This window comes from Ruegeria sp. AL11 (assembly GCF_056540865.1).
Map to the genome: position 1 here is coordinate 38,602 of NZ_JBQFXO010000006.1, position 14,520 is coordinate 53,121.

Annotated in this window: 7 protein-coding genes; 3 read left to right on the forward strand and 4 right to left on the reverse strand. The window is 55.0% G+C overall.

Translation table 11 applies throughout. From position 1 onward, the window contains the following. Positions 1-18: 18 nt before the first annotated feature. The 3 genes from ACR0IP_RS11090 to ACR0IP_RS11100 all read right to left on the reverse strand — a co-directional run bounded on the left by ACR0IP_RS11090 (position 19) and on the right by ACR0IP_RS11100 (position 7,110). Positions 19-5,775: an alkaline phosphatase D family protein gene (locus ACR0IP_RS11090; RefSeq protein ID WP_480525528.1), complete on the reverse strand. Its 5,757-nt coding sequence runs from the start codon at positions 5,773-5,775 to the stop codon at positions 19-21. 540 nt (positions 5,776-6,315) lie between these two features. Then, on the reverse strand, positions 6,316-6,612 hold the full coding sequence (locus tag ACR0IP_RS11095) for a hypothetical protein (protein WP_480525810.1): 297 nt from the start codon (positions 6,610-6,612) through the stop codon (positions 6,316-6,318). Between the two features lie 219 nt (positions 6,613-6,831). Further along, positions 6,832-7,110, reverse strand: coding sequence for a hypothetical protein (locus ACR0IP_RS11100; RefSeq protein ID WP_480525812.1), 279 nt, complete (start codon positions 7,108-7,110; stop codon positions 6,832-6,834). Here ACR0IP_RS11100 and ACR0IP_RS11105 point away from each other — a divergent pair. Beyond that, positions 7,054-10,128, forward strand: coding sequence for an AAA family ATPase (locus tag ACR0IP_RS11105; RefSeq protein ID WP_480525805.1), 3,075 nt, complete (start codon positions 7,054-7,056; stop codon positions 10,126-10,128). The two genes, ACR0IP_RS11100 and ACR0IP_RS11105, sit on opposite strands and share 57 nt — an antisense overlap. 624 nt (positions 10,129-10,752) lie before the next feature. On the opposite strand, the gene ACR0IP_RS11110 is transcribed toward ACR0IP_RS11105, so the two are convergent. Continuing rightward, on the reverse strand, positions 10,753-11,334 hold the full coding sequence (locus tag ACR0IP_RS11110; RefSeq protein ID WP_170375877.1) for a TetR/AcrR family transcriptional regulator: 582 nt from the start codon (positions 11,332-11,334) through the stop codon (positions 10,753-10,755). Between the two features lie 125 nt (positions 11,335-11,459). Between ACR0IP_RS11110 and gntH the strand changes: the two genes are divergently transcribed. Beyond that, the gene (gntH, locus tag ACR0IP_RS11115; protein ID WP_480525530.1) at positions 11,460-12,653 is read left to right on the forward strand and encodes a guanitoxin biosynthesis MBL fold metallo-hydrolase GntH; all 1,194 of its coding nucleotides are present in this window, start codon (positions 11,460-11,462) and stop codon (positions 12,651-12,653) included. 9 nt (positions 12,654-12,662) lie between these two features. Further along, positions 12,663-14,474, forward strand: coding sequence for a hypothetical protein (locus ACR0IP_RS11120; RefSeq protein ID WP_480525532.1), 1,812 nt, complete (start codon positions 12,663-12,665; stop codon positions 14,472-14,474). Positions 14,475-14,520: the final 46 nt, after the last annotated feature.

The following is a 14,520-nucleotide window of genomic DNA, read 5'->3' on the forward strand; positions in this document are numbered from 1 at the left end:
AATCAACGGGTCCTGAACCTAACAGGCTATTGTCCTTGTCAATCCGTCCGAGGATTCGCAATCAACAAACCAGTCATTGCCCGACGAACGCACGGAGACGAATGTCGGACCGTCACCGGCCACCGGCCTTTCAGTTTTCACAACGCAGGAGAACTGATCACCCGCCAAATCGAACGTGAACGTTTCCAGATCGGCAGTGTCCTCCTCCAAGGAGTTGGCGAAAGGAAACGGTGACCACAGCGCGGATGTGTGAACAGATGCAAACCGCGCCACTTGCTGATCTTGTGCGTTGAGGATTTCGCCAGTGGCCATGCAGGCACGATGTTCGTCGCCAGACAGGAACACTATGTTTTTGATTTGTTTTTTTGCGATATGGCCTAATATTTCTCGCATTGACGCAAGATATCCGTCCCATCCGTCGGAGTGAATGGCACTGAGGTTTTTGGGCCGCAGTTGCGTGTCCCGCTGAATGGCGCGACGATGTCTTGGGAGAAACATCGATGGCGTCACAATGAATTTGACACCGCTGCCTTGTTCCATCCAGCCTTTGAGCTTTGTCATCGTCGGCCCATCGACAAGGTCTGCATTCGCCAGGCCACCCACAGCTCGCCGCGTTCTATCGGTTCGGGTATTCAGCAGGAAGAAGCGCGCGTTGCCATGTTCGAATTCTTGACGGTTCCAATGCAATCCGTGTTGGTACTTTTTGTAAGCAGACATAGCTTCCTTGAACCAATCCGATTGTTTGTCATTCACTCCGGCCCTGGGTTCCCAATTGTCCACGATTTCATGATCATCCAGCAGCATATAGGACGGCGCTGACCGGAGCGTCTTGCGTACCGCAGGAGCTCTTAACCAGTTCTCGTAGGGGGTCCGATAGCGGTCATTGATGTCCCGCGGATCAAACAGACCGGCGGTCGCATCGACATAAACCTGATCTCCGACAAGAAGACTGAAGCGCGGTGGAGCGGTGGAGCATGCCAGCCGTTCCGCTAGCGTCCCGTAGGAATTGTAGGCCACCGGCTTGTCCAGCAACCCTGCCGGGTACTGACACGACCCGAACACAAAGCGCGTTTGCTCATTCCCGTCGGGCAATTCCCAATCGGGAATGACACCGTCTAGCAAAATATCGTCATGATCCCGAAGCTGATCGAACACCGCTTCACCAACTGCCTGGTTGGACGCGAACTCCAACTCGGATACCGTCACGTCCCGCATGCCGGTATCCGACCTGGGATCAACTGCAACCCTGTTCACATCCCGCCGACCACGCAGGGTGAGACCCGAACCGAAGGTCTCGCCCGTGGGTCTTGTTAGACTGGCGCCGCGGAGCAGCGACTTTGAGACCGCCTTGCGGGTGTTAACGAACCGTTCGAGATCGAATTCTTCCGGTGCCGCGCGCGTAGGCTTACCGTCACGGCCGAACTTGAACAGGTGATCCTGGCGATTGCCGTCTCGCTGAACAAAGTAATATTGGCTGCCTGCAGCCGGCGCCAATACATCGGCCTCGTCATAAGTGATCAACACCAATGTGGCGTTGCCCGGTTTCTCAGAATTGAATCCCGGCATGAATTCCGGCTTGGGAACTTCGAAAACGGCCCAGCCGTCGTTCGCGAATTCCTGTTCAGGGTACACAACCATCGACAACAGCAGATAGTCTTCGTCCCAATCATCGGTTTGCGTGTCAGGTCGCAATATCCGGTCATCTGCTAAATGAACTCGCAACAACACAATGCTTTCAGGTTTTCTGTGCGATGGCGCTGCGCCGATCCGCGCAATATATCCCGGCGTCGTGGCGCCATCAGGAGTCTCAAGGGTCATAACCGGCCCAATCCAGGGGGTATGGGCCACTTTATCGGTGTTGCGTTCACCCTCATGAACCGGCAGGTCCAGGTCCAGGAACGTGCGGATATGTTCAAATGTGGTCAACCTGTCCGCGCCGATCAGAGCGTCCTGGTGCCCTGCGTGCTCGACGATCTCCGGCATAAGATATTGAATCCCGGCGTCATGCAGAATTTTTTCCATTCTGTCGACGGTAACGGGATCAGACAGCCCGTTTTCGCCACCATGCACGCTGAAGGTCGGAATATCTCTCCAAGTTGTGTCGAAATTTTTCCGCGAAACCCATTTGTTCCGACCACGAAAGTCCGTCATCATGTCATTTCGGGCATAGTGTAGGGTGGAACTGACGGTCCGAATGCTCAGCGCTCCGAAATGTTCGTCTATAAACTCCAGGACTCCGGGGTCCATCTTGGCTGCGTTGAAGTCGCGTCCGTACAGTGCATCCATCCGGTGCCGCGTTCTGGTCCAAGGCGTGCGTTTCCAGGGGATCACGGGGTTTTCGATATCGAACTCATCGACGGGGTACGGCAACGTTGCCAGCACGCGGTCCAGTATGTCGTCCGCCAGGGACCGGGGGTCAGGGCGAAACTGGTAGTTGTCAGGCAATAGCCCAACCAAATATTTCATGATAAAGCCGCGCAGAATATTGATCGGGGAAAACACCACAAGGGGTCCAACCTGGGTGAACGCCATGCGCCGGACCTTTTTGAACAGATCATTTGGGCCGGGCGGGTCCGATGCCGAGCCCAGGATCGCCATACTGCACACGACCGTCCCCATACAATGCGCCACCACATCGACTTTCTGGGCTCCGGTGACCTCGACCGCCTTGTTGATCACATAATGAACGTCCTTCGCGGCGATCTGGTCGAAACTCCAGGGTTTGGTCGCCGTTGTTTCGCGAAAATACGGGCTGGTGCGAAGATCGGCGATCAGGACCTCCCGTCCGCTTTCCCACAGGTGGCTAGCAAAGTTCGGATTGACCGCGTGATGCGCAAATGTGGTGCCGCCGGCGCTGTAGCCGTGGAACATGACCACCGGCGGCCTTGTGGCATTCGGATTGGGGTAGCGGGTGATCCGAACCTTCCCCTGGATGGGACCTAGCGATTTGTCGAGATCCGGCACCTCGGCGCCAATTTGGCCACCGTCGCAAAACGCGTCAGCCTTCACGGTTGTACCTTCTGACAGCCTGAGCTGATCCGGCGGCGCGAAGTCGATCACCTTACTGTCATCATTCGTATCCGGAGCCCGGAAACTCCAGATATGAATGCCAAGCAGCAGACGTAAGAAATAGCCGACAAATCCGGTAATGTCCGAAATCGCAGTCATGGCATTCGACTGCTTTGTTATCCGGAACAGCGGAACGCCTATCCGCGCAAGATATGCCATATCCAGATTCAGGACACGCGGTCCGCGTCTGTTGAGCGCCGGGAAGTCTTCCAGGGTCACCTCCATCAATTGCCGCCACGGGTTGCCGCGACGGTTGTATGTGAACCGCTTGATACCTCGAATGCGATTGCCGCCAAGTTGAATTTCGGACCCCGAAACTGCGGGACCAATCTTTAATCTGTAAACTAGTTTTCTGACTTCACCGGCCTTGCTGGCGATGGCGATCCCGGATTTGATCCGGCTGAGAAGCCCCGGTCCGGACCCGCCTGTGTGATCTTCGAAGGTCGCCTGGTAGATGTCCCGCAAACCCCGGTTCAGCAACCATGCCTTGCCCGCCCTCCAGATCCGCCCCGTGGGCCAGCTGCTTTCGCGCTCCAGAACTTTGAGGTGGCCGGTCAGTGGCGCGCGAAGGATCGCCATGGCGTCAAGCTCCCGCTCGCGCCATATAGGAGGGCTCCATATCTTGCTGAGTGGTTCCCAGTCATCCTTCCGGAATATTCGGATTTCGCTTCGGGTCAGCGGGTCCAGTTCGTCCTCGGAAAGAACAAGCGTGCAATCCCCCTGAGCCCCCGGATTCAAGTCCTGAACCGGTTTGGGCTTAAACCGCAATGTCAGCTCGGCAATGTACTGATCTGGTGATCCTCCAGCAGGGGTCAACTCCACGGGTCCGGAAAGACGTTCGATCACCTCGACTTCGGTCGGCTGCGTTGCAGCCGCCCTGTCTGTCTCGCGAAAGACCGGACGCTCGAAAGGCTGTGTATCGGCCGCGACGTCAGGTTTGGCCCCGAACGACCATTGCACCGCCAGTTCCTCGGACGCGCGCATGGCCAGTGCGGCAATTGTTAGTGCCGGGTTTGTCCCCAACGCGGTGGGCACGATCGAACCATCCAGAACGACAAGATCGTCGTAAACGCTGTTCGAAGTTTCAGACCTGAAGACCTGCCCGAGATGGTTGACCACACCATGTGCCCCGCTGTCGGCCATGTTCAGACCGCCCAGCGGATGCACGGTTGTAACTGGGCCTGTCTGATCCCCGACCAGAAAATCCATATCTTTGGGCAGGGGCCGCCAGGCAGGATTTGCGATCAACCGCCCTCCCGTGTCAGTGGTCAATTTGGATAATTCGGTTATCTCCTTCTCAAAAATCTTTGGTTCGGCATCGGCCGGCCATCTCATGACGGCGGTGCTATCGACCTCGGTGTCATTCCATTCGACCTTGAATTCAATCGAACCCTGCGCCCCGTCGTCGCCCATAATGGCAAACGCGGCGGTTTTCTTGATGTGTGGCGGCGGAACCGCGTACCCATCGTCGGTCGGAAATCCATCGGAATGGATCGACCAATCAATTTCTTGCAACGCCTGAAGGGCATTTACAGAACCGAACACCTCATTGAATGCTAAGCGCAACGACGCGGGGACCGAAATTTCTTCGATCAGAATGCCCTTGGCATCCCGCAGATCGATGATGCCGGTGATCGTCGGACCAATGGCGCGCTGAGACGGTTGCACGCTTTCATCGGCCACATTGTTCACAACCGTATCGGTCGCAAAATCCACCGCCAGCATGTCGCCATTGGTCGAGCATCCCTGCCCAATATTTTTGGCCGAAACAGACAACCCGCCTTCGCCGGAGCGTTCGAGAATTTCGTTCGACCCCAACGTCCCCGCCGCAAGTATGACCTTGTCGGCCCGGATCTTCACGACCGCACCATCCCTTAGCCGCAGGCTCTTGTCGGTGTAAACCGTGTTGACTACCCAACTGGTGTCGTCCTTCGACACGAAGAGCACGGTTGCGCCGCTGAATATTTCCGCGCCAGCCTGATGGGCAGTCGCCAACAAGCTCAGATCCAGCGATTCCTTGGCTCCGAAATTGCATCCCGTCGCACAATCCCCGCATTTCAGGCATTTACTCAGCCTGACACCGGCACAATTGACGCGGTCTTTCATGGCAACGGTTATTGCCGCCGACCTGAACGTCGCATACGGGGCGATATTTTCCAACGCCTGGTGTTTGAGCGGTACTCCGTCGGGGTGGTTGTCGATTTTGTTCGGCACTCCGTCCACATGCGCGCCCAGCTTTTTCATGGCTCTGGTATAGAAAGGTTTCAGCGTCGTGAGGTCGGACACTTCCGCAGGCCAGCCATTCTGGAAAACGCCCGGCTTCGGCGTCTCCATTACGCCGGCATTGATCAGGGACCCGCCGCCAACGCCGTTGGCGACGACCGTGTTAACCTCAGGCCCGAGCCGTAAGTCGAACAGCCCCTGCCGGTTCCCGTCCCGCCGAACGTGTTTGGCCAGTTCACCCAGCCCGGTCGGAAACGCTCCGGGCAGATATTCGTTCCCGCGTTCCAGAACCGCAACCTTTGCGGTGTCAGTCCCAATCTTGCGCCCGGCCAGAACCGCCGCGGCCATGGCCCCGCCATAGCCGCTACCGATGATCAGCACATCGAAATGCACGTCGGTGGGATTGGAGCGAACACGATCAACCAGCCTTTCAAATCCTTGCGAAATCCAGGCGGTGCGTGAGACAGAGTCGAAATCAGTCATGGCAAATGGTCCAGCCGGCCCGAATGCGGGGAAACCATTCGACAGGCGCTCCGGGCCGTGGAACGCGCCATCGGTGAACCACCGGGGCTGAATGTGGCGGACGACGTTCAAATATGCGTGCCATCCCCCCAGGGCACTTCAATATTGTCACTTTAGCATATTCTGGCGTGAATTTCCCAAGGCCCGGCGGGGTGGCGGGTTTAACGGGAAGACCCGCCCGTAAATCCCGCTTTTCGTTTTTCGGGGTAAATGTGCGACAATCCCCGATAAGGCGAGTGCCCAAACGAGCCGGATCAGAGGTTGCGTCGCCTGCGCACTGTCCGGTCAGTTTGGCGTTTGAACAGTGTCCCGACCTCACGGAGATCGGATTTGGACGTTTCATTGCAATCACTTGGCGGTTTACTGCCACTACATCTTCTGCGACAGCTTCACGGCGCCGATGGGGCGAGACCCAATTTCGCCAGGTTATCCGGTGCGGCATTGCTGATTGACGTGTCGCGGTACACGGCGCTAGTCGAAAGCCTGTCCCATCGAGGCCAGTCAGGGATGGAGCAAATCCCGAAAACGCTGGACCAGCCTTACAGCCTGTGCGTGGAACAGATCGTATCCCGCGGCGGTGATGTTTATCGCTTCACCGGCGATTCTATTCTGGCCTTTTGGCTGAGCACGCCCGGCAATCCGACGCAGGCGGTGCGTGATGCCGCCGCATGCGCCGAGGTCATTTGTCGAAATCCTCAGGCCGGAACCGACACCGGTGACAGCTCGGTTCAGCCCGAATTTCACGCAGGTCTGGGCTGCGGAGATATCTGGATTGCGGCCGTGAGCGGTGACCCCCAATGGCAGCTCCTCGCGGGCGGGAATGCCTGTTCACAGGCATCGGACGCGCTTGGGCGCGCGGGCGCGCGTCAGGTACAACTCTCCGCCGAGGCAAGCGCCGCTCTGGCGAATAATGACCGCGTTATGCAAGACGCCGCTGCAACAACCGCGGCAGAGATAGCCAGCGGTCCGTCCGAAGAATGGGTAAAGGGGTTCCTTCCCCCAAGGATATGCCATCTGCTAGAACGACTCCGGGAAGATGCACCTCAGGACGCGGCGGGGCTGGAAAATGCGCTGAGTGCGTTTAGAGCGCTGGCCGAAGTTCGTCCCATGACCGTGGTCTTCATCCGCGTCTATCTGCGCTCGTCCGATATTTTGGACGTGTTTCCAACCCTGCAGACGCTGTGCCTCGAAATTCAGTCCGAACTCAATCATCGGGACGGTCCGACGGCCGACTTCATCATGGATAGGGATGGGCTGACCTGTCTTGCGGCTTTTGGAGAAACCGGGTCCTTTCATCGCGATGATCCCCAACGGGCGCTCGATTTCGCAATTGCAATCGAAAACGCCGCGCACCGATTGGAACTGAAGGCATCAATCGGCGTGGCAACAGGCGATGTTCTGCATCAGATCGTTGGCAATACCCGTCATTTGGAACCCATCCTCTTTGGCCAGCCGGTCAACCGCGCGGCGCGTCTGATGAACAAGGCGCTGGATGGTGTCCATTGCGATTCCCAAACTCAGAGAGTGACGCGGGATCAATTCAACTTCCAGGAAAGCGAGGCGCTGCAACTGGCCGGTTTGGGGCAACTTGTTCCCGTTTTTCGCCCGGTTGAACGTCAAGTTACCAGTCGCAGTCAAACCGGATTGATCGGGCGAGCGGACGAGTTGACCTGGCTTTTGAAAGCTCATGAAGAGGTCAAGTCCGGAGCGAAGCGACTGGTCGCGGCAATTGGGGAACCCGGCATTGGAAAAACCACACTGATCAATGCATTTGCGCGCAACGTGAGCATTGAAACAGGCGAAGTCGTTGTTGCACATGCCGAACGGGATGATCGGCGCACGTCGATGCTTGTGTGGCGCAGGGTGTTGGCCGGTCTTCTGAAGATGGATGACGACAATTCGGGACTTGAGGTTTACAGTGAAATCCGCGACCGCATTCCCGATGCCTCTGATCTTGCTGACCGTTTGCCTCTGTTGGGTGATCTCTTGGCCGCTGAACAGCCTGAAACTGCAAGTACGCTTCATCTGAAAGGGGCAAACAGAGTCGACGCGGCGATGCGCCTTGTCGGCGAAGTCATCAACTTCTTGGTTCCCCGTCCCTTCACCTTGGTTCTGGAAGACAGCCAGTGGCTTGACTCCGCTTCATGGCGGCTGCTGGAGTGGATTTTTGGGTCTCTGGACTCAATTTTGGTTGTTCTGTGTGTCCGCGTTGGCGAAATGCCGAAGCAGCTCGACGCTTTATACAAACGCGCGGAAAGAATCGATGCGGGGCTTGGTTCGGAAGAAAATGATCTTGCCTGGTATTTTCGCCCGCTCCAGGTCAGAGAGCTTGACGATGTCTCGGTCAAAAGGCTGATGGATCGAATCTTGGATGATGTCCCTCCGCATGACGATGTCGCCCAGAGAATTGCGGAGCTGGCAGGTGGCAATCCGCTTTTTGTGGAAGAAATTACGCTCACGCTGAAGAACCAAGGGCTGATTTCGATTCGCGACGGGTGTTGGCAATCAATCCTGCCATTGACCGATCTCGCCTTCTTCGAAGGAGTCGAGAAGGTCATTCGGGAACGGGTTGATCGATTGGATCACAGATCGCGAAGCGCTCTGGAGGCCGCTTCCGTAGTTGGGCGCTCTTTCGCAATCAAGCCGCTCGAAGCTCTGCTGGGATTTGCACCAACCGATATCATCAATGACTTGACGGACGCTCAGTTAATACGCCGTAGGAAGAACAGAGGGTTCGAGTTCCGTCATGATCAAATCCGAGATGTCGTCTACCAATCGATACCAAGTGAACGCAGACGAGCGCTGCATAGATCCCTTGCCCTTTGGCTTGAAGCCGAACATCCCGATGCCGAAGGTCGAAACCTTGCCGCCTTGGTCCAGCATTTTGAAGCGGCCGGGCTTGCAGATCATGCGGTCAAATATGCAGACATCGCTGCCACAAATGCGCTGCGTACCGGAGCCTATCGCGAGGTTGAATCCTTCATTTCAATTTGTCTGGAACACAAACCGCATCGACGCGGCCGGAGGCAAAATGACCAGTTGAGATCGGTTCGTTGGCGCCGACAACTTGCGGAAGCACATTATGGTCGCGGAGATATACAGGCCCAGGGCAAAGCGATCCGGCAAGCACTGGATGCGGCCGGGGAAAAAATACCGAATACCAAAATCTCGACTGTCTTTTGCCTCGTTGAACGAGGTCTTCGCATAGTTGCGCGTCAATACTTGCCGCTGTCCCGCAATTATGTTGTGACATCAAAAAAGTCGGATTGGGATGGCGAAATAGCGCGCTGTCTGAACCAGGCCGCAACGGTAGATTATTTCGAACTGCGCTTCGTCCAGGGAATGTGCAACCTTCTCGGCGCTGTTAACCGCTCAGAGAATACGGGAATTTCGGTAGAAACCGTGTTGTCCAACTGCCAACTCGCCGCTGGTCTGGGCATGATGGGTTGGCGGACCCTGAATGCCAGGCTGATGAATCGCGCGGAACAAGTAGCGATTAAGCTGGACGATCCGTCTTTGCATGCACACGTATGTACCTTGGATGCCCTTTGGCGGCTAGGCTTCTGCGAATGGGATAAGGTCGACGAACGGCTTGAGATGGCGCAGGCTCTTGCCGTGAAATCCGGGGATCAGTTGCGATGGTGTAACGCACAGGGAATTCGTTTCTGGTCGCAGTATTATCGAGGCAATCTCAGCGCCTTGGAAGAAACCGCATATCTGTTGCTGCTGAGGGCCCAGAATGCCGGCAATATCCAGCAGGAAGTTTGGGCACTGAGGTGCAAGGCCCTTTGCCTTCTGCATATCGAGAGGCCGCGCGAAGCTGTGGATATTCTGCGCTTAACCACGTCCGGCATGTCTGGCTCTGTTGATTTGGCGGCCCAGATTTCTGCCGTAGGCGCCCTGGCGCTGGCGCTTACGCGCATCGGGAACCAATCGGAAGGTTTTGATGCCGCGGTTGCAACCCTGAAAGTGCTGGACAAGATGCGCCGACCGTCATCTCACAGTGTAATTGTCGGTATTTCCAGCGTGCTTGAAGTGCTTCTGCGCGGACGCGAAACGGGGTTTTCCGATCGGTACGAAGACTGGAACAGTCTGGAAAAAAGCGCTCTGTCCAAAATGGAAGACTACAGCAAAGCATTTATCGTCGGACAAGCGCAGCTTGGTATGTGGCGGGGCACAAGTCACAGGCTGGATGGAAAATACAACCTTGCCATGGCTGAATGGGCGCAGGCGAAGCAGTGGGCCGATACGCATGGGTTGCGCAAGGACTCGGCTTTGATCGCTGCGGAAATCAGGCGGTGGCAGAACGATTGACAGGAATTTTGATACGGGGCGCTGATGCCATGCAGACCACCCTAAATGCTGGTCTAGTCGTGCTTGACGTTTGGGTCAGAATTGAATGACGTGATTCAAGGATTTGTTGAGGTTTCGGCTGCTAATTGAATCAAAGATCAGTGACGTTCCACAGCAAAATAAGCGATAAATAATATCAAAAAAATTGCATTGCCGGTTTTCTACCTGCCAAGTCACTTGCTATGCGGGTTACTGGTGTCAGGGCTTTTAAACTGACTCCAACCTCGACAGCAGCTTGTAACGGCACCTGACTTTTTTCGAAATCTCCGCTATGCCCGAGGCGCGGACAAAGCAGCCTAATGCTGGCGCAGCGGACTATGGGGCCGCGCGCCCGTCAGATCATGGACTATGTCCCGTCAATGCAGCGCGGTTTCCCGAAAGCGGACGTTCAAGCCTGCCAAATCGGCGCAATTCAAATCCGGCCGTGTGCCGCGCGAGTGTCGAGCGTTTGGGTCGCGGAAGACGCGGACCTTGATGGTCACAGACTGAATGTCGGCTCTTGGCACTGTTGCGTTTGACCTTCCTAAAGGGCAATTAACAACTGGCGGTCTAATACGAGGAAACTCACAATGCCGGACAATATTCTTATTCTATCTTCTTCTTTCCGACAAGAATTGCATGTTCCCGCTCTATAACCTTTTCCCAATCGCCTCGCGCTTTCAGACCGGTCGAAGAGTCTCCCATTAGCGAAGTCACCATCAATCTTCCGCGCGCTTTCGCTTCTTCTTTCGAAAACCCGGCCTGTTCAAACATCCAGGCGGCGAAGTGGAACCGTTTGCCGATGGTTCTTTGATACGATTCTTTCACCTTGTTATCGGTATTCGCCCACACTGAGACAGCGTGATCCGGCAAGGCAGCGTCCTCTTCTATGACCTTTTTCATAAGAAGAAGAATGCGGTCTTCCGGGGGACCGCCAAATGTCTTTGCCTGTGCGATCACTTTGTCAGTCAGTTCCTGCTCCCAATATCTGAGAACCTCATCCAAAAGCTCACGGACGTTCTTGAAATGCCAGTAGAAGCTACCGCTTGTCAGGTTCAGTCGCTTTGCCATTGGCACGACTTTTATCGCGGAAACGCCACCCTCGTTGAGGACTTTGTAGGCAAGCAATATCCAGTCTTCCTTGGTCGCGGCGTTTTTGGGTGAGGTTCGGGCGACAGTTTCTGACATTCAGATTATAGCATTCATTATTTGACATAGAGTAGTCTATGGTCGTACCGTAGAGAAGTCTATGGGCAACTGGAAGTTCACGACATCGTGCTCTCAGAAACGCCATGCAGAAAATGGGGGGATCAATGAAAAGCATTATGAATTCCACGACTGGCGCAGTATTGGCTTTGGGATTGTCGTTGGCTGGCACCGCTTCCGCGCAAAATGCGCTGCCGACTGGTCGAACTGCTTCTGCAATAGAAAATGGTGTTTATCCAGCGTCATACTTTCCCAACACTGAAATCCTTGGCGCGGATGAAATGCGTATCACGGCATTGGGGACGGGTATGCCAAACCAAACCAAGGCAGCCGTTTCGATTTCGTTTTATGTAGAACTTGGGAATGGGGACGTCTTTCTGTTTGACGTAGGAACTGGCGCAACGGGAAACCTATTCTCGCTGCGACCGGACTTCGCAAAGATCGACAAGGTCTTCTTCAGCCATTTGCATGTTGATCACGTTGGAGACTTCATGGGCCTCCACGTTGGGGGTTGGCTTTCAGGTAGATATACCCCGCTCCGCATCTTCGGCCCTTCCGGATCAGAAGATGAACTGGGCACTAAAGCCTATGTTGAGGGCATGTCTAAAGCCTATGCTTGGGATTTGGCCACACGTACGGGGGCGCTGCCGGATGATGGCGCCAAGCTCGAAGTCACTGAATTCGATTACATGCAGGAAAACGAGATTGTTTATCAGGAGAACGACGTAACTATCCGTTCCTGGCCTGCTATCCACAGCTTAGATGGCTCGGTAAGTTATTCTCTGGAATGGAATGGGCTGAAATACGTCTTTGGTGGCGATACATACCCTAACAAATGGTATGTAGAATATGCCAAAGGGGCGGACCTCGCTTCTCACGAGGCGTTTCTACCACCGGATGCGCTAGCCCCTTACTTTGGCTGGGACATGAAACAGGCGACTTATGTAGCTACGCGCGTTCATACGGAACCTGCGGCTTTCGGCAAAGTTATGTCCGCTGTCAAGCCACGCATGGCCCTAGGGTATCACTCTGTTCTTTCGCCCGAAAACTTTCAGGCAATCCTGGAAGGTGTCCGTTCGACATACGATGGACCGCTCACGTTGGCGCGAGATCTACAGGTGATAAACGTAACTAAGGATCAGATCGTTGTTCGGGAAGCGAGTGTTGACGAATATGCTCTGCCACCAGCTGTGAGCGACGAATACATCAATGCACCGCGCTCAAAAGAAAAAGAGCCGTCCGACAAAGTGAATGCGGGAAAATGGGAGGGTTACACGCCACCGCCAATGCCGGATAATTAACCTTCAGGGGTGACCAAAATTCCGATTTGGCAGTATCTGCACCGACTATTCCTGATGCTGGGCCTGATGGCCTCAAGTGCACAGGCCGTTTCGGCGGATGTCGTTCTGACAAACGGTTCAGAAGTTGCCCCCAATATCGCTGTCCTTCATGTCAAAGATGATGGGGTCTACGTCGACCTTGAGATCTATGTCGAAGATATTCCATTGTTTGCGGAAATGTTGCCAATAGGATGGTCATCAGATTTCGTCGGAGGTGAGCTGGAGGCTGAACAAGATACCAATCAAGCTTATGCGCAAGCCGAAAGCCGGGCGCTGTCGATTGTTGGAAGCGGCGAACGGGCCCTAAACGCTGATATCAGAAAGGTGGAATACCGAACGCGCATCGACCGGGCCTCGCCGCTTGCAGGTCAGCGCGATCCCTTCTCGGGTCAAATTGTTCCCAGCCCGCCCAAAGATCCGCGTGTTCTTTTCGTCGAACTGTTCTTTCCGTTTCAAAACTCAGTTCCCAAGGAGCTGACTATAGTGCCTCCATCGCGGGATGGCGAACCACTGGTAACTATCGGGATGCAGGTTTTTGACCGTGAGGTTCCGGTCACGGATTTCAGCTTCTTGTCAAAGCCGGCAGAGTTAAAGATTCACTGGCCTGATCCGTGGGATAGCCGCTTTTCTGCTGAAAGCCTGAATCGAAAAGCGCAGGACGGGACCTCCACTTTTCTTTACATCGAACCCCGTGAAGTTCGGCATGAGACGTTGATCCGCTTGCGTGAACTGGCGCCTTGGATTGGTGAAACTTTCGAAGTGGGGCAAACGCTTTCGCCACAGCATAGCGCCTTGATCGTAAATCAGGCGGCGTCCTTTTTGGCTTCTCGTAACCCGGTGTCAATTGATGGCAAATTAGTGCAACCGTCAAACGCTACAGCAAAACTTCTGGAGCTCACATCGCAGGGTTTTCAGGTTGTCCAGCCCGGAAAGCAAGTGTCTGTGAACAATGCGTTTATCGGAGCCATCCTGTCTTTCTCTTCGTCGGACCTTCCCGATCAGGTAACGGTCACATGGGATATGTTTGACGAGGAAATTTCCCGCGTTGCGACCATTTCAAACGATATCGCCGGGCCATTCTTTGGAGCTGTGACACCAGCAGACCCTCAGTTTCATTGGCAGAACCACTTGCTCCAATACGAAAGAGCATCTGTTACTCAGATTCCAGTTGAGCAGCAGACACGGCAGAACCCGGCAATGACTTTGATCTCCGGGGTGATCAGTGCCGCCTCACTTGGTTTTTTCCTGCTGTGCAAGGGCAAAGTTGCAAAGCTCGTAAGTTGCGTAACCGTTATTGTCGCTGCTTCGGCAACCCTGGCATTTTCGGGATATTTGCTGGAATTACCGTGGAATAAGCCCGAGCCCCCTGAGCCGCAGGTTGCGGAAGATATACTGCGCTCAATGGTCGATAACTTGAGCACGGTGACTCTGGAAGTTTCGCCGGCCGCAAGAAAGTCAGAGCTGGCACATATTGTGTCGGAAGCGTCTCTGGGTGACATCGCAACAGAGGTTGAACGTGGGCTCGCGATCCGAACGCCAGGAGGTAGTCTTGCTACGGTTACTGATATCAGCGAACTGGAATTAGAGCGCATTAACCCAACCCTCACACCGGGTGGATTTAGCACTCTGGCCAAATGGACAGTGAAAGCACAAGGCGGTCATTGGGGGCACGCCCATATGCGCGCCGTTACGTTTCGGGTGCTGGCGGAGGTCATACCTGAGTCAGGCCATTGGAAGCTGGATGGATTAACTGTAATCGAGGCTCGCGATCCAAATGCATGAGCGTTTAAGACCAAAGGTTTTTGCTTTAGGCGCTCTTTTTGTCGGT

Excerpts from the sequence above, each read along its gene's own strand:
- ACR0IP_RS11090 (WP_480525528.1), bottom strand. The coding sequence starts at position 5,775 with ATGACTGATTTCGACTCTGTCTCACGCACCGCCTGGATTTCGCAAGGA.
- ACR0IP_RS11105 (WP_480525805.1), top strand. The coding sequence starts at position 7,054 with ATGGATAGGGATGGGCTGACCTGTCTTGCGGCTTTTGGAGAAACCGGG.
- ACR0IP_RS11100 (WP_480525812.1), bottom strand. The coding sequence starts at position 7,110 with ATGAAAGGACCCGGTTTCTCCAAAAGCCGCAAGACAGGTCAGCCCATC.
- ACR0IP_RS11110 (WP_170375877.1), bottom strand. The coding sequence starts at position 11,334 with ATGTCAGAAACTGTCGCCCGAACCTCACCCAAAAACGCCGCGACCAAG.
- gntH (WP_480525530.1), top strand. The coding sequence starts at position 11,460 with ATGAAAAGCATTATGAATTCCACGACTGGCGCAGTATTGGCTTTGGGA.